Here is a 21466-nt window from a genome sequence, read left to right as displayed (position 1 = left end):
GCACCCCTTGAGGGGGGCTCCGACCGGCCCGCTCGGTCGTTCATTCGTTCAGGCCCGTTCCGGCGCCGTCAGGGCTGCCGCCGCGCCGCGTCGTAGGAGTCGCGGGCGGCGGCGATGGCGGGCCGGTGGCCGATCGACCAGTCGGCGAGCGCCTTGACGAGGTGCGTGAGGCTGTGGCCCATCTCGGTCAGCTCGTACTCGACCTGGGGCGGGATCGTCGGATACACCGTCCGCTTCACCAGACCGTCGCGCTCCAGGCGGCGCACGGTGACGGTGAGCATCCGCTGCGAGATGCCGCCGTGGATCCTGCGCTGCAACTCCTTGAACCGCAGGACACCTGAGGCGAGTTCGACCACCACGTACACCGACCACTTGTCGCCCAGCCGGTCGAGGACGTCCCTGACCCCGCACTCGTCCTGCGGCGTCTCACAGCTGATGACCGGCTCCCCGGCCGCGGGGGTGGTTACCGCGGTGTGCCCTGCCGACATTCAAGTGCCTCCTTACGCGGCGTGCTCGCCGCCGCTGATGATGGTTCCGCAGCCGCTGCTCAGCGGCGTCACGGAGATGAACCACTCACCACGGGGGAACCATCCCATGCTCATGATCACCGGCGCCACGGGCGCCCTCGGCAAGCTCGTCACCGCCCGCCTCGCCGACCGTGGCGACGTCGTCCTCGGCACCCGCGACCCGGGGCCCGGCGAGCGCCGCGTCGACTTCGACGACCCGGTCTCGCTGGACTTCACCGGCGTCGACACCCTCCTGATGATCTCCGCGGGCGCCGCCGAGGACGACGTCGTCATCGCCCGCCACGACGCCGCGATAGCGGCCGCGGAGAAGGCGGGCGTGCGCCACCTCGTCTACACCAGCCTCAGCGGCGACGGCGACCACCTCACGTATGCCCTGGCCCACCGCTGGACCGAACGCAGACTCCGCGCCTCCGCGCTGCGGTGGACGGTGCTGCGCAACGGCCTGTACGCGGAGTTCCTCGCCGCGGTCGCCGCGCCGGGCCCCGACGGGACGATCGCCGCACCGCTGGGCACCGGCCGCCTGGCGGCGGTGGCCCGCGAGGACCTCGCGGAGGTGGCCGTCCGCGTGGCGACCGCACCGGCCGCGCACGCGGGCCGCACCTACGAACTGGTCGGCGAACAGCCCATCGGCGGCGCCGATCTGGCCGCCGCGCTCGGCGGCTCGTACGAACCGGACTCCCTCGCCGCGACCCGCGCCGCCCTCACCGAGGCGGGCCAGGCCCTGCCCTTCCAGGTGCCGATGCTCCTGAGCACGTACTCGGCGATCACCGGCGGCTTCCTGGACGGCACGTCCATCGCCCACAACGACCTGCGCACCCTCCTCGACCGCGCGCCGCGCCCGGCGATCGAGGCGTACGTGCGGGCGGTGCGGGGCTGAACCGGCTGCACGGCTCGGATCCGTCAGGCCTTCAGGCCGTCAGGCCAGGGATGCGGCGCGGGCGGGATCGACGGCGTGCCGCAGGGGCTCTCCCTGGAGAAGGCCCCGTTCGGCTGCACCTCCAAGGACACGCTCGACACGTGCCCCATCCGTACGGACACCAAGTTCGACACGGCCCGCAACTTCGCGCATTACAGCAAGCCCGGCGACCGCCTCGTCAAGGTCGACGACACCTCCAGCGCCGCCGCCGTCGCCGAGAACGGCCGAGGCGCGACCGTCGTCCACGTCAACAGCTCCACCGCGGACCGCGCGGTCACCGTCGACCTGTCCAAGTTCGGCCGCGTCAGCCGCGGCGCCACCGTCACGCCCGTGGTGACCAGCGCCCGGGGCAAGCTCGAACGGCACGACGCCATCGGCGTCACCGACCGCGAGGCCAGCTTCACCGTGCCCGCGGAGTTGGTGACCTCCTTCGTGGTCGACGGGGTGTCCGGCGTCGCGAAGGACGCGGCCCTGCCGCAGAAGGGCCACACCTACCGGCTGACCGGTGTGCGGAGCGGCAAGCAGCTCACCGCCGACGGCACCGGACTCGTCATCGACGCCGTTCCAGCACAGGGGCGTCATCCGGAGGCCAGGCGCTTTCCTCCCGCCGGGTCGGTGATGACGTAGCGCTGGAGGCTGCCGGTGTCGCCACCGGTCCGGCGCAGCCGCCAGCGCTTGCGGGGTCGGCCTCCTTGGACGGCACGTGGACCCTCCTCAACGCCCCAGCCGGACGGCTCCTTGAGGTCGGCGGGCAGGCCACCCACGACGGGGCCGCCGTGACGACGTGGACACCGAACTCCGGCGCCAACCAGTGCTGGAACGTGGTCGACATGCCGGGCTGAGCATCGCGTCCGCGTCGGCGAGAATCATGCGCATGGCAGCGCTGAACGAGATCCTCCCCGTGGAAGCCGTCCTCCTCGACGCCCCGGCGGCCGACTGGCGCGAAGCCGTCCGGCGCGCCGGTGACCTGATGGTCGCGACGGGCGCCGCCACGGACGCGTACACCGCCGAGATGATCGAGAACGTCGAAGAGCACGGCCCCTACATCGTCATCGCGCCCGGTCTCGCCTTCGCGCACGCCAGGCCCTCGCCCGCCGTCCTCGCCACCGGCATGTCCTGGGTGCGGCTCGCCACGCCCGTGGAGTTCGGCCACGAGGCCAACGACCCCGTCGAACTGGTCGTCGGCCTCGCCGCGAAGGACGCCTCCGCACACACCGCGGCGATGGGCGCGCTCGCCCGGCTGCTCACCGACCCCGACACGGCGCGCGCCCTGCGCGAGGCGCCCACTCCGCAGGCCGTGCACGCCCTCCTGACCGGCGGCCCGCAGGACGCGCGCCCGCAGGACACGCCCCCGCAGGACGCGCGCCCGCGCCGGGCGGCGGCACGCGACACCGGCGACCCGCACAAGATCCTGACGGTGTGCGGCAACGGCGTCGGCACGAGCCTCTTCCTCAAACAGACACTCGAAGGCGTCCTGGACCGCTGGGGCTGGAGCGGATACGTCACCGTCGAGGCGACCGACACCATCTCGGCCAAGGGGAAGGCGAACGAGGCCGTCGCCATCCTCACCTCGCGGGAGATCGCGAGGACGCTCGGCGACGTCGGCGTCCCGGTGAAGGTCGTCGAGGACTTCACCAGCGCGGCGGAGGCCGACCGCGTCCTGCGCGACACGTACGACGTCTGACGACCCGGGCAAGGAGAACCCACCATGGACTGGCTCGTGTCGATCGCCGAGTTCCTCGTCAACGAAATCCTCAGCCAACCCGCTTACTTGATCGGCCTCATCACCGCGGCCGGTCTGCTCGCGCTGCGGAAGCCCGCGGGGCAGATCGTCGGCGGCGCCATCAAGGCGACGCTCGGCTTCCTGCTGATCGGGGCGGGCGCCACGCTCGTCGTCGGCGCCCTAGCCCCGCTCGGCGAGATGATCCAGGGCGCCACCGGCGCGCACGGCGTGATCCCCACCAACGAGGCGATCGTCGGCATCGCGCAGGAGCAGTACGGCGCCCGCGTCGCCTGGCTGATGATCCTCGGCTTCGCCGTCAGCCTGCTCCTCGCCCGCTTCACGCCCCTGCGCTACGTCTTCCTGACCGGCCACCACATGCTCTTCATGGCCACCCTGCTGACGATGGTGCTCGCCATCGGCGGCCAGACCTCGTGGGTCGTGGTCGTCGTCGGCGGCGTCCTGCTCGGCATCCTGCTGGTGGCGATGCCCGCCTTCGCGCACCCCTGGACCAAGCGTGTCACCGGCAACGACAGCGTGGCGATCGGCCACTTCGGCACGGCCGGATACATCGCGGCGGGCGCCACGGGACGGCTGGTGGGCCGCCGCAGCCGCTCCACCGAGGAGATGAACCTCCCCGAAGGGCTGCGCTTCCTGCGCGACTCGATGGTGGCGGCCGCCCTGTCCATGGTCCTCATCTACCTCATCATGTCCCTCGTCTTCCTCGCCAAGGTCGGCAAGGAGGCCGCGTTCAAGGCTTTCAGCGAGGACGGCACGGCGGGCGCGAGCGGCGTCGGCGACTACGTCATGCAGTCCGTGATGCAGGGCCTGCAGTTCGGCATCGCGGTCGCCGTGATCCTCTTCGGTGTCCGCACGATCCTCGGCGAACTCGTCCCGGCCTTCCAGGGCATCGCGCGGAAGCTGGTGCCCGGGGCCGTGCCCTCGCTCGACGCGCCGATCGTCTTCCCCTACGCCCAGAACGCCGTGCTCATCGGCTTCATCTCCAGCTTCGTCGGCGGCCTCATCAGCCTCGGCCTGCTCGCCTGGGTCTTCCACCCCGCCTTCGGACTCGCCCTCGTCCTGCCGGGCCTGGTCCCGCACTTCTTCACCGGCGGCGCGGCCGGCGTCTACGGCAACGCCACCGGCGGCCGCCGCGGCGCGGCCCTCGGCGCCTTCGTCAACGGCGTCCTCATCACCTTCCTGCCGGCGCTGCTCCTGGAGGTCCTCGGTGCCTTCGGCGAGGAGAACACCACGTTCGGCGACGCCGACTTCGGCTGGTTCGGCACGCTCATCGGGTACGCCGCCAAGACGGGCGAGGCCGGCGGCGTCGTCCTCATGCTGCTGATCGGAGCGGCCGTCCTGCTCGGCGCGGTCGTCTTCCAGAAGCGGGTCGTGGAGACCGGCTGGGACCCCGGCGCCCACCGCGACGCGCTGCTCCCGGCGGACGAGGCCCCGACCCCGGTCGCGGCGAGCGGCCCCTCTTCGCTCTACGGCAAGATCGCACCCCCGCGCGGCGCACCGAAGCCGCCTCCGCCACCGGAGGGGGAGAGCTGAGCACCCCGTGAATTCGGTGGGAGCGGCGGAGCCTGTAAATCCGCTGGGGCGGGGGCTGCCCGGCTGCCATGATGCGGATCATGGACAGTGATCTGCGCCGACGATTCGCCCGGTACCGGTGGACCCCCGCGACGGACGGCGCGTCGGGCGCCGAGGTGCACCGCCTCACCGACCCGGGCGGTGCCGGTCCCGATCTGTACGTCAAGGTCGCCCCCGTCACGTACGAGGGCTCGCCCTTCGACGTGTCCGGCGAGGCCGACCGCCTCGCCTGGCTCGCGGGGCGGGGCATCCCCGTGCCGCGCGTCGTCGAGCGGGGCGCCGACGGGGAGGCGGTCTGGCTGGTGACCGAGGCCGTGCCGGGCAGGCCGGCCGCGGAGCGGTGGCCCGAGGAGTGCCGCTTCGCCGTGGCCGAGGCGCTCGCGGACGTCACCAGGGCGCTGCACGAACTGCCTCCGGCGGACTGCCCGTTCGACCGGAGCCTGGCGGTGACGCAGGCGCAGGCCGACCGCAACGTCCACGAGGGTCTCGTGGAGCTGGACAACCTCGACGAGGAGCGCGCGGGCTGGTCGGGACAGCGCCTCCTGGACGAACTGCGGCGCACCCGCCCGGCGTCGGAGGACCTGGTGGTCACCCACGGCGACCTCACCCCGGAGAACGTACTGATCGACCCGGAGACCTGCCGCGTCACCGGCGTCATCGACGTCGTCCGCCTCGGCCGGGCGGACCGGCACACCGATCTCGCCATCGCCCTGCGGGAGTTGGTGAGCGAGGACGACCCGTGGTTCGGCACGGCCTACGCGGAACGCTTCTTGGAGCGCTACGTCCAGGGGGCCGGGGTGGCCGGAAGGGTGGTCGTCGTCGATGAGAGCCGGCTGGCCTTCTACCGGCTGCTCGACGAGTTCTTCTAGCCGCTGCCCCCAGGCGCCGCTAGCAGCGCCGGTACACGTACCCGTCCTCTCCCGCGGGCCGGACGTCGCGGTCGCGCAAGGTCACCGACAGTTCTCTGCCCCAGGAGCGGCAGGCGGTGTCGAAGTCCTTCGTCTCGTACTCGATGTCGAAGACCCTCCCGTCGTACGCCGCCACGAAATCGGGGCACTCCTTGTAGCGGGCGCACTCCTCGGTCACGGCGAAGTCGAAGCCGATGGTGCTGCGCCGCTCCAGCAGGTCGGTGGTGTTCTTCTGGGCGATGGCCAGGCCCTCGTCGTGGGCGCGCCGGGCGAGCAGGCGGGCGAACGCCGCCGCGTCGTCGGCGGTGAGAAGGCTCTCGGAGCGTTCGTAGGAGTCGAGATTGTCCGGCTCCACCGCGTCGAAGCCGGCCTCGGCGCAGCCGTCGATCCACTCGCCGACGACGTCGAGGAGCGCGGCGCGCTTCTCCCGGGTGGAGATGTCGAGGAGGGGCTCCTGCCAGTCCTCGTCGACGACTGTCCGCCCGTCCTCGTCGCGCAGCAGCAGATCGGGGTGCTCGCGCTGCCACCAGCGCGCGGCGTCCTTGCCGGGCTGGGCCTGGAAGGCGTTGACGTAACAGATGTTGTAGAGGCCGGGGGCGGGATCGGCGCCGCGGTCGCGGGAGACGGCTCGTACCTTCGACGGGGGCCGGTAGGCGCCGCCCAGCTGATAGTCGAAGGCCGCGTCGACGGGCGGGCGGCGGACGGCGTCCCCGGAACCGGAGGAGCAGGCGGCGAGGGAGGAGCCGAGGAGAGCGAGGAGCAGCGCGCCGCCGACGCCGGCTCGTAGGGTCCGCGCGGAGCGGTTCTTGCTGGTGGGCCACGTGGTTCCGGTCACCGGACCAGGATCGCAGCCCTCCGCCGCCGCTCCGCGCGTGGGTGGTTCACCGGTTGTGCGGGCGAGTCGGTCTTGCGGGTGGGTCAGGAGAGTTTCAGCGCCTTGGCCGTCTGCTCGGCCATCCCGGCCTCGCCCGCGGCGTTCGGGTGCACGGGGACGAAGTTCGTACCGAACAGCACGGGCTCGATCCACCGCTGGTTCGCCGGGCGGCAGGCGTCGTGCGCGTCGGAGGCGGCGGCCATGTCGACGAACGTCGTGCCGGTCTCCGCCGCGGCGCGCTGCGCGGCGCCGTTCAAGTCGGTCTGCAGATCGCGGAGGTAGGGGACGTCGCCTTCCGCGAGGGGCATCTTGGCGAAGCAGCCGGGGACGGCCTTCGCCGGGGTGATCCATGGGTAGCCGAGGATGGCGACCTTCGCCTTCGGTGATCTCGCCTTGATCTGGTTCAGGGAGGCCTTGATCGCCGGGTACGTCTTGGACTCGATCTGCTCCTTGAAGGTGTCGCCGTGCTTGTCCTTGCAGGGGCTGCCCTTGCCGCCCGAGAAGATGCCGGCGCTGCCGCAGGCGAGGATCGCGTTGATGAACGTGTTGTTGTCGTTGCCGCCGATGGTGAGCGTCACCAGCTCCGTGTCGCTCTTCAGCGCGTCGAACTGCGGGCCGACGCCCGGGTACTGGGCCGCGGTGAAGTCCTTGGTCTGCGCGCCGCCGCAGGTCACGTCCGTCAGCTTCGCGCCGAGGGAGGCGGCGAGCAGGTGCGGGTAGTTCTTCGACGTGCGGGCGCACAGGAGCGGCGCCTTCGGGTCGAGCGGCAGCACACCCGATCCGGCGCTGTAGCTGTCGCCGAGAGCGACATAGCGCAACGGCTCCGTGGCGTCGGCGTCGGCGGCGGCCGGTCCGGCGAGGCCGAGCGTGGCGACTGCGGTGACGGCGGCGAGGGCCGCGACGGTGCGTTGCTCTGCGGGCATCCGCATGGACGTTCTCCTCGGGGCGATGGGCGGTGGGGGTTTCCGGGGCTCGGGCAACGTAGTTCACGTCTGGACCGTTCACTATGTGTGGGGATGCGCGTCCGGATGAGGGCGTTTGGCACCTGGGTGACAAGAGGGGACGCCGGGGTGACCCGGACCGGCGCCCCGGGCGAGGCCCTGCGGCCGGTCGGGCCGACCGTCGCCGTCCAGAGCGGCATCCACCCCGGGACGTACCCGCCCCGGTGCGAGTTCCAGTACGGCGAGCGGCTGCGCGACGCGTACCTGCGCGGCGGCGAATCCCCGTACCTGGCACAGGAGTTGACGGCGTATGCGGCTGCTCGCGTCCCATTGACATCCGGTGCGCCCGCGGTGAAGCTCCATGACGCCCGTGTTAACGCTAACAACGGGACGAGGCACACCTGAGGGAGTCATCCATGTCAGGTAGTCGTCACCCGGGAACGAGGGCGCCGAGAGCGTCACTCGAACGCCGCACCGTCCTCCTGGCCGCCGCGACCGGTGCCCTCGCCACCGCCACCGGTTGCGCCACCGCCGAGGGGCAGCCCCCGGGCAAGGTCGCCGTCCTCGGCGACAGCGCGGCGTGGGAGAAGCCGATGGCCGCCGCGGGCGCGGCCATGAAGTCCGTGGCGGCACCGCGCCTGGTCCCCGAGGTCAATCCGTCCCTGGAGTCGTTCGAGCAGATCGTGAAGTCCTCGCTGCGGACCAGCAAGACGCCGGACATGCTCAAGTACTGGTCGGGCTACCGCCTCCAGGACCTCGCCCGCACCGGCGGCATCGAGGACCTGACCCGGCAGTGGGACAGCGCCGTCGGCAAGGGCTGGGTCGACGCCTCCCTGCGCGACGCGTTCACCTACCGGCGGCGCGTCTACGGACTGCCGATGAACCTCGCGTACTGGGTGTTCTTCCACAACCCCGAGGTCTTCCGCGAGCACGGCTTGAGAGCCCCCCGGACCTGGGACGACTTCCTCGCCGCCTGCGCACGCCTGAAGAAGGCCGGCATCACCCCGCTGCACGGCACGGCCCACGAACGCTGGCCCTCCTTCATCTGGTTCCAGGAGGTCCTCAGCCGCCAGGACCCCGCGTTCTACGACGGCTTGATGAACGGCCGCGAGCGGTACACCGACCCGCGCGCCGAACGCGCCCTGCGCACCCTCGCGTCCTTCATCGACAAGGACTGGTTCACGCCCATGGACATGAACCACACCGACGCCGCCTCCGCCATGCTGCACGGCAAGGTCGGCATGGTGCCCTGCGGCACCTGGCTCGGCTCCACCCTCGCGGGCGCGGGCGGCAGGCCGGGCGAGAACCTCGGCGCGTTCGTGCTCCCCATGGCCGACCCGAAGGCCCGCCCCAGCGTCATCTTCGAGTCCAGCGCCCTCGTCGCCACCGTCAAGGGCCCCGACCGCGCGGAGGCGCTGGAGGCCACCCGCTCCTGGCTGCACCCCGCCGTCATGAAGGCCTTCTCGCACACCCTCCAGGACGGCTGCCCCAACCCGCGGGTCGAGGCCGCGAACTCCCTCATCGGCTCCCTCGCCAGGAAGGTACGCGGCGACAAGCTGTGGCTGCTCAACCGCTTCTGGGAGCAGGGCCCGCCCGAGCTTGTCGAGGCGACCGTCGACGACCTCGCCGGTTTCCTCCTGGATCCCTCCTCGTACCGTAAGACGCTGCGCACCATGCAGGACCGCGCGAACGACGCGTGGCAGGTGTGGCGGGAGGCGGAGGAGACATGACGGGCACCGCCACCCCCGCGCACGGCGGCGCCGCGAAGGCCGTGCGCGTACGACGCCGGGTGCCCACCCGCACCCCGCACCAGGCCGCGAAGGCGGGCGGCGGCAGGCTCGGCGGCCCCCTCGCCGGCGTGCCCTGGGCGCTGCCCGCCTTCGCCCTCGTCGGCGTCCTGCTGGTCTATCCGTTCCTCCGCAGCGTCTACGGCAGCTTCTTCGAGGACAACGGCTTCACGAGCAGCTTCACCGGGCTCGACAACTACGCGCGCCTCGCCGACGACCCCATCTTCGGCAGGTCGCTGCTCAACACCGTGATGTGGGTGGCCGGAACGCTGCTCCTGCCCGTCCTCGCCGGACTGCTCATCGCCGTCGCCACCCACCGCATGCGGTTCGGCGGCGTCGTGCAGCTGATCATCGTGCTGCCGTACGCGATCTCGGCCACCGCCACCGCCGTCCTGTGGAACTCCCTGCTGACCTCCGACGGCGCGGTCAATCAGTTGCTGCGCGGCATCGGCCTGGACGGCTGGGCGCAGGCATGGCTCCTGGAGTGGCCGCAGAACACCCTCTCGATGATCGTCGCCAGTACATGGCAGGCGACCGGACTGAACGTCGTGCTCTTCGCGATCGGCCTGCGGGCCATCCCGCGCGAGACCATCGAGGCCGCCGCACTGGACGGGGCGGGCGGCTGGCGGATGTTCCGCCACATCACCCTGCCCGGACTGCGCGCCGTGACCGTCGTGGTGGTGGGCATGGCCATCGTGAACAGCCTCAAGGCGTTCGACATGATCTGGGTCCTCACCAAGGGCGGCCCCTCGCGCTCCTCGGAGACCCTCGCCCTGAGCATGTACCGGGAGGCGTTCCGGCTCTTCCACGTGGGCTACGGCTCGGCGATCGCGCTCGTCCTCTCGGTGATCGTCGTCGCCTCGTCCTGGATGTATCTGCGCCGCCAGATGCCCGACACCACGGCCAACGGCTGAGAGGGGGAGTGTGATGGGACGCGCGGTGCGCAACGTGCTCGTCGCCGGATGTGTGCTGCTCTGGCTGGTCCCGCTGTACCTGCTGGTCGTCAACGCACTCACGCCGTCGGCCGAGTACGCGGGCAAGCCCGAATGGACGGTGCAGGGCTTCGACCTCTGGGAGAACGTCAGGACCGCCTGGGACGCGGCCGGCATCGGCGACAGCTTCCAGGCATCGCTGCTCTACTCCGTGGTCTGCGGTCTGCTCGCGGTCCTGGTGGCGGCCATGGCGGCGTTCGCCGTCGTCGTGCTGCCGATCCCGAGGCCCGCGTTCTGGTTCTGGCTGATCTACTCCGGCACGCTCTTCCCGCTGCAGATGTTCCTCGCGCCGCTCTTCGGCCTCTACGCGGACGCCGACCTGTACGACACCAGGCTCGGCCTGATGCTCGTGTACACGGCGTGGGCGGTGCCCTTCGCGTTCTTCCTGATCCGCAACCAGCTGACCACGATGGCCCCGGAGCTGACGGAGGCCGCGCTGATCGACGGCGCGTCCTTCCGACGCATCTTCTGGCGTATCCACGTCCCGCTGATGAGGGCCGGGCTCGGCGCGGCCTTCATCTTCCAGTTCACGGCCGTCTGGAACGACCTGCTGCTCGGCATCACCCTCAGCCGCAGCCCCGAGGTCCAGCCCGTCATGGCGGCCCTGACCGCCCTCAACACCGCCTACTCCACGACAGGACCGCCCGTCATCCTCGCCGGCGCCCTGATCGTGTCGGCGCCGACCCTCGTCCTCTTCCTGGTGTTCCGCGGCCTGTTCCTGCGCGGCGTCACCGCGTCCGCCCGCTGACCCGACCACACCACCGCCTCCCGGGAGCGATCCGCATGACGACACGGGCTCTGGTCCGCACCACCGACTGGGACAACGACCGGATACGCGACAGCCTGCGCTCCAGTGTGGTGAGCGCCGAAGGCACCCTGGCGGACGGCACCACCCTCAGGCTCACCGAGGAACCCCTCCTGTGCCACGCCGACGACGGCACCCTGCTCCAGTCCCTGCGCGTCGAACCCGCCAACGGCACTGAGCTGCCGGGCGAGTTGACCGTCCGTACGGAATCCGGCACAGCGGTGCGCGCCGAGCGCGTCGCCGGGCCCGGCCGCTCCGTACGGCTTCTGCTGCCCGCCGTCGAGACGGCGACCCGCGTCACCGTCGGCCTCCCGGAGGGGCGGCACGGCATCGACGTACCGCTGACCCCGCAGCGCCGCTGGACCCTGCACCTCGTCCACCACTCCCACCTCGACATCGGCTACACCGACCCGCAGGGCCGCGTCCTCGCCGAGCACCTGTCCTTCCTCGACTCCTGCCTGGAGCTGACCCGCGCCACCGACGACTGGCCCGCCGAGTCCCGGTTCAGGTGGTGCGTCGAGTCCTTGTGGTCCTTCCAGCAGTGGGTGAAGGCCCGCCCCGCCGAGCAGGTGGCGGAGTTCGTACGCAGGGTCCGCGAGGGCCGCATCGAACTGACGGCGATGCCGTTCAACCTGCACACCGAGACCTGTTCCACGGACGAGCTGCACGAACTCCTGCGCCTCGCCCACGACATACGCGACGAACACGGCGTCGACCTCACCTGCGCCATGCAGACCGACGTGCCCGGCGCGGTCGTCGGACTCGTCGACGCGCTCGCCGCCGCGGGCGTCAAGCACCTGTCCGTCGCGCACAACTGGGCGGGGCGTTCCGTGCCCCACCTCGTCGGCGGGGAGAAGCTGCCCCGCCTCTTCCGCTGGCGCGCGCCCAGCGGCAACAGCGTGCTCGTGTGGGTCACCGACACCCCGCACGGCCTCGCCTACATGGAAGGCCCGCTGCTCGGCTTCGACACGCGGTACGCCGACGTCGACGACCTGCTGCCCGCCTACCTCACCTCCCTCGCCACCCACCCGTACCCCTACCAAGGCGGCATCTTCGGCTGGCCCATGGACCACACCGAGGTCAAGCGGGAGCCCTACCCCTGGGAAATCCTCCATCTGCGTGTCCAGGGAAAGTTCGGCGACAACGCGCCGCCCCGGCGCATCATCGCCGACACCGTCCGCCGCTGGAACGACACCTGGGCCTTCCCCCGGCTGCGGCTCTCCCGCAACGAGGACTTCTTCACCGACGCCGAGGCCAGGCTCGGCGGCGAGATCCGCACCTTCGAGGGCGACTGGACCGACTGGTGGGTCGACGGGGTCGGGTCGGGGGCACATCCGCTGTCCCTGGCCCGGACGGCCCAGTCCGTGGTCGCCGACGCCCAGACCATCGGCACGTTCGCCGCCCTCCTCGGCGCCACGGGGGCCGAGGACGACAGCAGGGACGCCGCCGGGGTCTATGAAGCGGTGTCGCTCTTCGACGAGCACACCTGGGGCGCCGGCGACCCGTGGACCCACGGCGACGAGGGCGGCCACAGCGGCGCGCACCAGTGGCACTGGAAGTACGGCCAGGCCCTGCGCGCCCACGACGACGGCAACGCGCTCCTCGCCCGCGCGAGCGCCCGCCTCGGGCAGTGGCTCACCGCCCCGCCGGACGCGGCGGCGGCGTACCACGCCGTCAACACCTGCTCCTGGCCGCGCACCGACGTCGTACGCGTCTTCCTGCCGGAGAGCACCGTGCCGCCGCACCATCCGGTGACCGTGCGCGACGCCCGCGACGGGCGACGGCTCGCCCACGAGGAGCGGCCGCAGACCAACGACGACCACCGCGACGCCGGACGCTTCCTGCTGGTCCGCGTCGACGATGTGCCGGCCGCGGGCTCTGTGCGCCTGGACGTCATCGCCGCCGCCGAAACCGCCCCGGAGCGGCGGACCGCGACCGTGAAGGCCGCCACCGGCTGGAACCCGACCGGCGGCACCGAACGCGAGGACCCCGCCGAGACCGCCGCCGAAGCCCTCGCCCATCCCGACCCGACCCTCCTGGAGAACGAGCACCTCGCCGTCCGCGTCGACCTCGCACACGCCTGCGTCGCCTCGGTCGTCGACAAGGCGACCGGCCGCGAACTCGTCCGCCCCGACGCCGTCGTGGGCTTCAATGGCTACCTCCACGACAGCTACACCACGGCCGGGGGCTTCAACCACAACTCCAGCCGTACGACCGCCTCGGACCGGCTCGAACACCTCGGCGTCCGCGCGGTCGCCCCGCCCGCCGCGCTGATCGCCCGCCGCTCCACGGCCACCGCCGAGTCGATCACGTACGAGACCCGCCCGGCGGGCGCCAACCGGCTGCGCACCACGCTGACCCTGCCGCACGGCGTGCCCCGCCTCGACATCGAGAACCACCTCGACAAGGACGCCCGCCTCGGCAAGGAGAGCGCCTACTTCGCGTTCCCCTTCGCCTTCGACGACCCGGTCGTCCGCATGGAGGCATCCGGCGGCGCCACCGGCAGCGGCCTGCCCGTGGTGCCCGGCTCCGCCCTGCACATGCGGGCGGTCCGGCGCTGGGTGACGCTGCGCGACGACACCCTCGCGGTCGCCTGGTCCACGCAGGACGCGCCGCTCGTGCAGTTCGGCAACATCGCCCTGCCGTACGCGCCGTTCCCCAGGACGATGGACCACGACGAGCCCGCCACCCTCTTCTCCTGGATCCACAACAACCTCTGGGACACCAACTTCCCCAGCAGGCAGGGCTTCGCGTTCACCTACCGCTACAGCCTGGCCTGCGGCCCCACCACCGACGGCCTCGGTCCCCACACGGCCGCCGCCTGGAGCCGCCCCCTGCGCGCCGTCCGAGCCAGGGGGGTCTCGGACGGCGCGCCCGACCAGCACGCCTTCGCCGACATCGGCGACCCCCGGGTCCGCCTCGTCGGCGCCACCACGCCCCGGCCCGGCCAGGTCCTGCTGCGGCTCCAGTCGTTCGCCGAGGAGCCGCTGACGTGCCCGGTCCGCGCCCGCTTCCCGGTCACCGCCGCACACCGCGCGGACTTCCTCGGCACGGCGGGCGCCCAACTCCCCGGCACCGGCGGGCAGGTGGCGGTCGATGTCCCCGCCCTCGGGACCACCGCGGTTCTTTTCGTACGTCCCTGAAGTCGCCCCCGCATGTGTTCACGTACGTACGTCCGCACGAAGGAGAACGTGTGTACCGGCTCGACCCGCGCTACGCCCCGGCACCGGGGGCCGTCCTCGCCACCGGCTGGCGGGCCGTCGCCGCGCGACTGCCCCAAGGCCCGGCCACCGTCGCCGTGGAAGGCCCGCCGACGGTCGACTGGGACCGCCTCGCCGACCGGCTCGGCGAGGAACTGGCCGCGCTCGGCACGACCGTGCGCACCCTCGACCTGCGCGCCCACCACGCCCCGCCCGAGACCGTGCGCCAACGCACCGACACCACCGACGACCCCTACTACTGCCGACTCGCCGAGAACCCGCTGCGCGACCTCTTCGACGACCTGCCCCGCCCGCCGCGTCCCTCGGCGGGCGAACTGCTGCTCGTCCACGGACCCGGCGCCTCGCTCCTCCCGCACGACCTGCTCTGGTACGCCGACCTGCCCAAGCGCCACGCCGAGGCGGCCATGGCCGCGGGCATCGGACGCAACCTCGGACTGCCGTCCGAGCAGGGCGGGCTGAGGCGCCTCTTCTACATCGACTGGCCCGTCCTCGACCGCCACCGCGACGCGCTCGCCCCCCGCGTCGACGGCTGGCTCGACGTACAGGACCACGACCGCCCCACGTACATCGACGGCGACGGGCTGCGCGCCACCCTCGCCACCCTCGCCCGGCGCCCCGTACGCACCCTCCCGTACTTCAACTCCACGCCCTGGGGCGGGCATTGGGCCCAGAGTGAACTCGGCTTCAACCCCGGGGACCGCAACACCGCCCTCGGCTACGAACTCATCGCCCCCGAAGCGGGCGTCCTCATCGGCACCCACCCGGGCCAACAGGCCGAGATCCCCTTCCAGCTGCTCTGCGTCCTGCACCCCGAAGCCATGCTCGGACCCGACGTCAGCGCCCGCTTCGGCACGTCCTTCCCGATCCGCTTCGACTACCTCGACACCGTGGGCGGCGGCAACCTCTCCGTGCACTGCCATCCCAAGGAGCCGTACATGCGGGAGCGGTTCGGCTGGCCCTACACCCAGCACGAGACGTACTACCTGACCCTCGGCGGCCCCGGCACCCGCGTCTTCCTCGGCCTGCGCGAGGACGCCGACCTCGACCTCTTCCGCAAGGAGATCGAGGAGGCCGCGCACGACGGCGTGCCGATGGACCCCGAGGACCACGTCATGACCTTCCCCGCCGACCGCGGCCGCCTCTTCATGATCCCGGCGGGCACCCCGCACGCCAGTGGAGCCGGGAACCTCGTCCTGGAGATCAGCGCCACCCCCTACCTCTACTCCCTGCGCTTCTACGACTGGCTGCGCCCCGACGCCGACGGCGAGCCCCGCCAACTCCCTTACGAACACGGCCTCGCCAACCTGGAGACCGAGCGGCGCGGCGACACGGTCGTCCGGGACCTCGTCCAGGAACCACGCACCCTGCGCCGCGGCCAGGGCTGGTGCGAGGAACTCCTCGGCGCCCTGGAGGAGATGTTCTACGAGGTGCGGCGCTACGTCCTGGACGGTGGCGCCGACGCGGTCGCCGACGACGACACGGCGGGCCGCTTCCACGTCCTGAACGTGGTGGAGGGCGAGGGCGTCGTAGTGCTCACGGAGGCGGGGGAGCGGCACACCCTGTCGTACGCCGAGACGCTGACGGTGCCCGCGGCGGTCGGCCCCTACCGCCTGGCGGCCATCGGCGGCCGCACGGTCAAGGTCGTCAAGGCCCTGGTCCGGCAGGCTCCTGTGCGCGGCGACTCATGAGGCCCGTCCTGGAGATCGGCGGCACCCATGTGACCGCGGCCCTCGCCGACCCGGACACGGCGGGCGTCGCCCGCAGCGTACGGCGGCCGCTCGACGCCCGGGGCACCGCCGAACACATCCTGGGCGCGGTGGTCCGCTGCGCCGACGACTTGGAGGCGCCCGCCGGACAGGTGTGGGGCGTGGCGGTGCCCGGCCCCTTCGACTACGACAAGGGCATCGCCCGCTTCGAAGGCGTCGGCAAGTTCGACGACCTGTACGGCATCGACATACGGGCGGTGCTCCTGGACGGCGTGTGGCCGCGCCCCGCGGAGGCGGTGTTCCTGAACGACGCCCACGCGTTCCTCCTCGGCGAATGGTGGGCGGGCGCCGCGCGCGGTCACCGCCGCTGCGTCGGCATCACCTTGGGGACGGGCGTCGGTTCGGCCTTCGCCGTCGACGGCGACGTGCGACGCGAAGGGCCGGGCGTACCGCCGCAAGGCCGCGTCGACCTGCTCAAGGAGGGCGGCAGACCACTGGAGGACGCGGTGTCGCGCCGCGCCATCCTGGCGCGCTACGGCGACGGGCCGGGCGGGCCGGGCGGGCCGGGCGGGCCCCGGGACGTGCGCGAGATCGCGGAGCGCGCGCGGGCGGGGGAGCGGCGCGCGCACCGCGTCCTCGACGAGGCGTTCACGACCCTCGGCGCCGTCCTCGCCCCGCACCTGCGCGACTTCGACGCGACGGCCCTCGTCGTCGGCGGAGCCATGGCCGCCTCGTGGGACCTGATCCGGCCCGCCCTGCGCGCGGGCCTCGGAGACACTCCGGTGACGCTGCGCCGCGCGGCGCTCGGCGAGAACGGGGCGCTGGTGGGGGCGGCGGCGTACGCGGCGGCGGTGGCCTGAGGCGGAACGACATGGCCGAGCCCAGTAACGGAACGGGACATGGCCGAGCCCAGTAACGGAACGGGACATGGACGAGAACAGAAGGGGCGGTCGGCCCACCCTGCGGGACGTCGCCGAACGCGCGGGGGTCAGCGCGATGACCGCGTCCCGCGTACTGCGCGACGACCCGCGGGTGCTGCCCGCCACCCGCGAACGGGTCCGCGCCGCGGCGGCCGCGCTCGGCTACCGCCCCAACGAGGTGGCCCGCAGCCTCAGGCTCGGCCGCGGCAGCGGCCTCGTCGGACTCGTCGTCACCAACCTGGCCAACCCCTTCTACTCACGCCTGGCCCTCGGAGTGGACTCCGTCGTCGTCCAGGACGGCCTCAAGACGGTCATCGGCAACACCGGCCAGGACCCGCACGCCGAACGTGAGCTGGTCGCCGACCTCGTGGCCCGCCGCGTCGACGGCATCATCGCCGTCCCCGCGGGCGCCGACCAGCGCCACCTCGCCGCGGCGGCGGCCCAGGGGGTGCCGGTGGTCCTCGCGAGCCGCCCGCCCGAGGGCTTCGCGGCCGACTGCGTCCTGGTCGACGACTTCGGCGGCGCCCACGCCGCCACGACGCGCCTCCTGCACCGCGGGCACCGCCGCATCGGCTTCCTCGGCTCGCCCCCGGCCGTGTACACCGGCACCGAACGGCTCCGCGGCTACGCGGCCGCCCTGACGGCGGCGGGCCTCGCCGTCGACGACCGCCTCGTGCGCCAGGGCCAGACGGAACCGCACGAGGCCACGCTGGCCGCCACCGAACTGCTCGCGCGGCCCGACGCGCCCACCGCGCTGTTCTGCTCGAACAACCGCAACACGATAGGAGCGTTCCGCGCGATCCGCGCCCTGAGAGCCCGTCCCTGTGCCGGCGCGGACACCGCCCTGGCGGGCTTCGACGACTTCGAACTGGCCGACGCGCTGGGCCTGCCCCTCACCCTCGTCACCTACGACAGCGACGAACTCGGCCGCACGGCGGGCCGCCTCCTCGCGGACCGCGTACGGGGCGGGCCCGCGGGGGAGGACGCTGAGCCGCCCCGGCAGATCGTGGTGCCCACCGGCTTGGTGGAGTACGGGGGGTGAGGCAGCGGGCGGGGCCGGAACTGCTCGGGGGGGCGTGCCCTGCCTGCGACTCGCGGACCGCGTGTCCGTACGTTGACGGGGGCGGGTCCGCCGTGCGTGCCTGCCGCATGCAGGGCCGTGGCGGGGGGTGTGTTCGCGGGTGCGGGTCGGATCGCCGGTGGGGGTCCGTACGTTGACGGGGGCGGGGTTCGCCGTGCGTGTCTGTTCTGTCCCTCGCGGGCCGCGTGTGGGGTTGTGGCGGGGGTTGTGTTCGCGGGCGAGGAGGGGACCGCCTGTGGGGGTCCGTACGTTGATCGGGGCAGGGTTCGCCGTGCGTGCCTGTTCTGTTCCTCGCGGGCCGCGTGTGGGGCCGTGGACGGGATCGAGTTCGGGGGTGCGGGGCGGAACCGCCTGTGGGGGTCCGTACGTTGACGGGGCGGGGTACGCGTGCGTGCCCCGCCGGGCAGCTGGGTGCCGGTCGCCGTAGCGCTCGGCGGGCGGTACGGACGAGGGAACGGGGGGCACGCGTGTCACAGCAGAGCCGTTCCGAGCGCCTGGCCGGGGCCGCGCTGTGTCTCGTCGTCGCCGTCCTCGCCCTCTTCGCCCCGTCCGCCGCGACCGCGTACGGTTCCTTCGACGACGGCCCGCTCACCCACCACACGGTGGTGGCACACGCCGGGAAGCAGACCGGACCCGAGGACGCCCCCGCGCTGCGAGTCGTCCTCGCGCACCGCCTCGACGCCCACATTCCGGGCCCACAGCCGGTAGGCCCCGCGCGCACGGCCGTCGACACGGCGCCGCACCGCGCCGCGGGCGGCCCCGATGCCCGGCCCGCCACCACGCGCGTACAGCCGCGCGAGGCGGTCGGGTCCGCCGCGCCGCGGGCCCCGCCCCACCGATGAGCACGCAGACCGTCCCCGACGCCTGACCCGGCGCGCACCGCGCCGCCCGGTCACGCGTCCTTCCGTCCTGCCCTCATCCGTGGAGAACCCATGTCCCGTGCGCCCAAGTCCGGTGCACCGCCCGCCAAAACAGGTGCGGTCGCATCACGTACGCCCAAACCCAAGTCCCGTGCGCCCTTGTGGCGGGCGGTCGTCGCGCTGTGCGTCGTCGCCCTGTCCGTCTACATCGCCCTCACCCAAACCGCTCGCCTCGGCCTCGACCTGCGCGGCGGCACCCACATCGTCCTGGAGACCAAGAACTCGCCCACCGTCAAGGCCGACGCCGCCTCGACCGACCGCGCCCTGGAAGTGCTCAGGCAGCGCGTCGACGCGCTCGGTGTCGCCGAGCCCGGCCTCGCCCGCTCCGGCGAGAAGCGGATCATCGTCGAACTCCCCGGAGTGCAGGACCCCCGCAAGGCGGCCGAAGTCATCGGCCGCACCGCGCAGCTCACGGTCCACCCGGTGACGGGGGAGTCCGCGGAGCGGGGCGGGGCCGAGCCCGCCGCCGACGGTTCGCGGACCCTGCCCGACCCCGAACGACCCGGCAACCACCTCGTCCTCGGCCCTACCGCGCTCTCCGGAGGGGGCGTCAAGGACGCCGAGGCACTCCTCGACCAGCAGTCCCTCAAGGGCTGGGTCGTCTCGCTCGACTTCCGCGACAAGGCGGCCGACGCCTGGGCGCGCGTCACCGGCAAGGCGGCCTGCGCACCCCAGGGCGCACCCGAGCGACGCGTCGCCATCACCCTCGACGACAAGATCATCTCGGCGCCCGATGTCGACGGCGGCGTGTCGTGCGAGGTCGGCATCACCGGCGGCTCCACCCAGATCACCGGCGACTTCAGCCGGTCCGAGGCCCGCGACCTCGCCGCGCTCGTCAAGGGCGGCGCCCTGCCGGTGCCCGTCGACGTCGTCGAGCAGCGGACCGTCGGCCCCACGCTCGGCGCCGACGCCATCGCCGCGAGCACCCAGGCCGCGCTCATCGGCATCGCCCTGACCGCGCTGTTCATCACCATCGTCTACCGGCTCCTTGGCGTGCTCGCCGCGCTCGCCCTCGCGCTGTACGGACTGATCTCGTACGCCGCTCTCGTCGCGCTCGGCGCGACGCTGACCCTGCCCGGCCTCGCCGGGTTCGTCCTGGCCATCGGCATGGCCGTCGACGCCAACGTCCTCGTCTTCGAACGGGCCAGGGAGGAGTACCTCGGCGTCCGCTCCACGGACCTGGCCGGGCCCGTCCGCACGGGCTTCGCGAAGGCGTGGAGCGCGGTGGTCGACTCGAACGTGACGACGCTGCTCGCCGCCGGGCTGCTGTTCTTCTTCGCCACGGGACCGGTGAAGGGCTTCGGCGTCACCTTGTGCATCGGCGTCCTCGCCTCGATGGTCACCGCACTGGTCATCACCCGGGTGCTCGCCGACTTCGCCGTCGCCCGACGTTTCGTACGCGAGCGGCCCGCCCTGACCGGCATCGCCTCCACGGGCCGCGTGCGCGCCTGGCTGGCCCGACGCGACCCGAACCTGGTGCGCCACCGGCGCCGCTGGCTGGGCGCCAGTGCCCTCCTGATCGCCGTGGCCGTCGCCGGGATCGCCCTGCGTGGCCTGGACTTCGGCGTCGAGTTCACCGGCGGCCGGCTCGTCGAGTACAGCACCAGCAGGCCCGTCGACGCCGACACGGCCCGCGGCGCCGTGTCGGACGCGGGGTTCCCGCGGGCCGTGGTGCAGGAGTCCGGGGACGGCGACATCACCGTACGCACGGAGCGGCTCACCGACGACGAGCAGCGGCGCGTCCAGGCGGCCCTGGAGAGGCCGGGCGGCACCGTCACCGTCGAACGCGACGAACTGATCGGTCCCAGTCTGGGCACCGAACTGCGGCAGAAGGCCCTCATCGCCCTGGGCATCGCCGTCGCCGCCCAGCTGATCTACCTGAGCGTGCGCTTCCGGTGGACGCTCGCCGCGGCGGCCGTGTCCGCGATGGTCCACGACGTCCTGCTGGTCGTCGGCCTCTTCGCCTGGCTCGGCAAGCCGGTCGACAGTGTCTTCCTCGCCGCCCTGCTCACCGTGATCGGCTACTCGGTCAATGACACGGTGGTCGTCTTCGACCGCGTACGCGAGGCCCGGCGCCGCGATCCGCGCGGCGACCTGGAGTCCACCGCCAACCGCGCCGTCGTGCAGACGCTGCCGCGCACCGTGAACACGGGCATGGGCGCGCTGTTCATCCTGGCCGCGCTCGCCGTGCTCGGCGGCGACTCGCTCGCCGACTTCTCGCTGGCGCTGATCGCCGGGGTGGTGGTCGGCATCGCGTCGACGGTCTTCACGGCGGTTCCGATCGCCGTCGCGCTCGAACAGCGCCACCCCGCGACCCCCGTGGCGCCGCCGCCCGCGCGAGGCGGTCCTGCGGCTCAAGAGCCGGAAGATTACAGCCCGTTGGAGGCGCGCAGGAGGAAGGGGCGAGGGACGGGGGCGGTCGTCTGAGACGGGCGCGAGCGGTCGCCCAAGGGGCGCGGGCGGCCCGGCGTACAGCGATCCGTTGATATTCGATGAACGGAGACACGTCACCCTCGAAGACCTCGCGATTGATCTGCCTGCCGTCCGCCTCGTAG

Annotated in this window: 17 protein-coding genes and 2 pseudogenes; 15 read left to right on the top strand and 4 right to left on the bottom strand. The window is 72.7% G+C overall.

Translation table 11 applies throughout. From position 1 onward, the window contains the following. Positions 1 to 68 precede the first annotated feature (68 nt). Positions 69 to 488 carry a winged helix-turn-helix transcriptional regulator gene (locus tag ACWDVB_RS38410; RefSeq protein ID WP_451514684.1) on the bottom strand — a complete coding sequence of 140 codons (420 nt, stop codon included), beginning with the start codon at positions 486 to 488 and terminating at the stop codon, positions 69 to 71. Between the two features lie 106 nt (positions 489 to 594). On the opposite strand from ACWDVB_RS38410, the gene ACWDVB_RS38405 reads away from it, so the two are divergent. The 5 genes and pseudogenes from ACWDVB_RS38405 to ACWDVB_RS38385 all read left to right on the top strand — a co-directional run bounded on the left by ACWDVB_RS38405 (position 595) and on the right by ACWDVB_RS38385 (position 5625). Further along, positions 595 to 1404, top strand: coding sequence for an NAD(P)H-binding protein (locus ACWDVB_RS38405; protein WP_451514683.1), 810 nt, complete (start codon positions 595 to 597; stop codon positions 1402 to 1404). 105 nt (positions 1405 to 1509) lie between these two features. Then, positions 1510 to 2285: pseudogene (locus tag ACWDVB_RS38400) on the top strand (RICIN domain-containing protein); the annotation flags it as partial. 32 nt (positions 2286 to 2317) lie between these two features. Beyond that, positions 2318 to 3127, top strand: a complete 810-nt coding sequence (locus tag ACWDVB_RS38395; protein ID WP_451514682.1) for a PTS sugar transporter subunit IIA — start codon at positions 2318 to 2320, stop codon at positions 3125 to 3127. 24 nt (positions 3128 to 3151) lie between these two features. Then, a complete protein-coding gene (locus tag ACWDVB_RS38390; RefSeq protein ID WP_451514681.1) occupies positions 3152 to 4717 on the top strand; it encodes a PTS ascorbate transporter subunit IIC in 1566 nt (521 codons plus the stop codon). Between the two features lie 80 nt (positions 4718 to 4797). Further along, positions 4798 to 5625: an APH(3') family aminoglycoside O-phosphotransferase gene (locus tag ACWDVB_RS38385; RefSeq protein ID WP_451514680.1), complete on the top strand. Its 828-nt coding sequence runs from the start codon at positions 4798 to 4800 to the stop codon at positions 5623 to 5625. Between the two features lie 19 nt (positions 5626 to 5644). Here the strand turns inward: ACWDVB_RS38385 and ACWDVB_RS38380 are convergent, their stop codons facing one another. Both ACWDVB_RS38380 and ACWDVB_RS38375 read right to left on the bottom strand, forming a co-directional pair. After that, on the bottom strand, positions 5645 to 6499 hold the full coding sequence (locus tag ACWDVB_RS38380; protein WP_451514679.1) for an endo alpha-1,4 polygalactosaminidase: 855 nt from the start codon (positions 6497 to 6499) through the stop codon (positions 5645 to 5647). An 83-nt stretch (positions 6500 to 6582) separates the two neighbouring features. Further along, positions 6583 to 7467: an SGNH/GDSL hydrolase family protein gene (locus tag ACWDVB_RS38375; RefSeq protein ID WP_451514678.1), complete on the bottom strand. Its 885-nt coding sequence runs from the start codon at positions 7465 to 7467 to the stop codon at positions 6583 to 6585. 141 nt (positions 7468 to 7608) lie between these two features. Here ACWDVB_RS38375 and ACWDVB_RS38370 point away from each other — a divergent pair, with 141 nt between their 5' ends. The 10 genes from ACWDVB_RS38370 to secD all read left to right on the top strand — a co-directional run bounded on the left by ACWDVB_RS38370 (position 7609) and on the right by secD (position 21338). Continuing rightward, the gene (locus ACWDVB_RS38370) at positions 7609 to 7884 is read left to right on the top strand and encodes a hypothetical protein (RefSeq protein WP_451514677.1); all 276 of its coding nucleotides are present in this window, start codon (positions 7609 to 7611) and stop codon (positions 7882 to 7884) included. An 11-nt stretch (positions 7885 to 7895) separates the two neighbouring features. After that, positions 7896 to 9209, top strand: coding sequence for an ABC transporter substrate-binding protein (locus ACWDVB_RS38365; protein WP_451514676.1), 1314 nt, complete (start codon positions 7896 to 7898; stop codon positions 9207 to 9209). Then, the gene (locus ACWDVB_RS38360) at positions 9206 to 10180 is read left to right on the top strand and encodes a carbohydrate ABC transporter permease (protein WP_451514675.1); all 975 of its coding nucleotides are present in this window, start codon (positions 9206 to 9208) and stop codon (positions 10178 to 10180) included. Before ACWDVB_RS38365 ends, ACWDVB_RS38360 begins: the two co-directional genes overlap by 4 nt. A 13-nt stretch (positions 10181 to 10193) precedes the next feature. After that, positions 10194 to 11006 carry a carbohydrate ABC transporter permease gene (locus ACWDVB_RS38355; protein ID WP_451514674.1) on the top strand — a complete coding sequence of 271 codons (813 nt, stop codon included), beginning with the start codon at positions 10194 to 10196 and terminating at the stop codon, positions 11004 to 11006. Positions 11007 to 11041: 35 nt separating this feature from the next. Further along, entirely contained in the window at positions 11042 to 14206 is a 3165-nt protein-coding gene (locus ACWDVB_RS38350) for a glycoside hydrolase family 38 N-terminal domain-containing protein (RefSeq protein ID WP_451514673.1), read from the top strand. Between the two features lie 50 nt (positions 14207 to 14256). Then, entirely contained in the window at positions 14257 to 15972 is a 1716-nt protein-coding gene (locus ACWDVB_RS38345; protein WP_451514672.1) for a class I mannose-6-phosphate isomerase, read from the top strand. Then, the gene (locus tag ACWDVB_RS38340; RefSeq protein ID WP_451514671.1) at positions 15969 to 16850 is read left to right on the top strand and encodes an ROK family protein; all 882 of its coding nucleotides are present in this window, start codon (positions 15969 to 15971) and stop codon (positions 16848 to 16850) included. The genes ACWDVB_RS38345 and ACWDVB_RS38340 overlap by 4 nt, the downstream gene beginning before the upstream one ends. A 67-nt stretch (positions 16851 to 16917) precedes the next feature. Beyond that, positions 16918 to 17952 carry a LacI family DNA-binding transcriptional regulator gene (locus ACWDVB_RS38335; protein ID WP_451514670.1) on the top strand — a complete coding sequence of 345 codons (1035 nt, stop codon included), beginning with the start codon at positions 16918 to 16920 and terminating at the stop codon, positions 17950 to 17952. 506 nt (positions 17953 to 18458) lie between these two features. Then, positions 18459 to 18833, top strand: coding sequence for a hypothetical protein (locus ACWDVB_RS38330; RefSeq protein WP_451514669.1), 375 nt, complete (start codon positions 18459 to 18461; stop codon positions 18831 to 18833). Positions 18834 to 18923: 90 nt separating this feature from the next. Further along, positions 18924 to 21338, top strand: a complete 2415-nt coding sequence (secD, locus tag ACWDVB_RS38325) for a protein translocase subunit SecD (protein ID WP_451514668.1) — start codon at positions 18924 to 18926, stop codon at positions 21336 to 21338. Between the two features lie 43 nt (positions 21339 to 21381). On the opposite strand, the pseudogene ACWDVB_RS38320 reads toward secD, so the two are convergent. After that, positions 21382 to 21466: pseudogene (locus ACWDVB_RS38320) on the bottom strand (DUF6879 family protein); the annotation flags it as partial.

The sequence above is a fragment of the Streptomyces sp. NPDC003379 genome (assembly GCF_053589195.1).
This window is presented reverse-complemented; position numbering and strand designations above follow the sequence as displayed.

Coding starts and splice junctions, on each gene's coding strand:
- ACWDVB_RS38375 (WP_451514678.1), bottom strand. CDS start 7,467: ATGCGGATGCCCGCAGAGCAACGCACCGTCGCGGCCCTCGCCGCCGTC.
- ACWDVB_RS38410 (WP_451514684.1), bottom strand. CDS start 488: ATGTCGGCAGGGCACACCGCGGTAACCACCCCCGCGGCCGGGGAGCCG.
- ACWDVB_RS38355 (WP_451514674.1), top strand. CDS start 10,194: ATGGGACGCGCGGTGCGCAACGTGCTCGTCGCCGGATGTGTGCTGCTC.
- ACWDVB_RS38395 (WP_451514682.1), top strand. CDS start 2,318: ATGGCAGCGCTGAACGAGATCCTCCCCGTGGAAGCCGTCCTCCTCGAC.
- ACWDVB_RS38350 (WP_451514673.1), top strand. CDS start 11,042: ATGACGACACGGGCTCTGGTCCGCACCACCGACTGGGACAACGACCGG.
- ACWDVB_RS38405 (WP_451514683.1), top strand. CDS start 595: ATGCTCATGATCACCGGCGCCACGGGCGCCCTCGGCAAGCTCGTCACC.
- ACWDVB_RS38360 (WP_451514675.1), top strand. CDS start 9,206: ATGACGGGCACCGCCACCCCCGCGCACGGCGGCGCCGCGAAGGCCGTG.
- ACWDVB_RS38390 (WP_451514681.1), top strand. CDS start 3,152: ATGGACTGGCTCGTGTCGATCGCCGAGTTCCTCGTCAACGAAATCCTC.
- ACWDVB_RS38340 (WP_451514671.1), top strand. CDS start 15,969: ATGAGGCCCGTCCTGGAGATCGGCGGCACCCATGTGACCGCGGCCCTC.
- ACWDVB_RS38385 (WP_451514680.1), top strand. CDS start 4,798: ATGGACAGTGATCTGCGCCGACGATTCGCCCGGTACCGGTGGACCCCC.
- ACWDVB_RS38365 (WP_451514676.1), top strand. CDS start 7,896: ATGTCAGGTAGTCGTCACCCGGGAACGAGGGCGCCGAGAGCGTCACTC.
- ACWDVB_RS38335 (WP_451514670.1), top strand. CDS start 16,918: ATGGACGAGAACAGAAGGGGCGGTCGGCCCACCCTGCGGGACGTCGCC.
- secD (WP_451514668.1), top strand. CDS start 18,924: ATGTCCCGTGCGCCCAAGTCCGGTGCACCGCCCGCCAAAACAGGTGCG.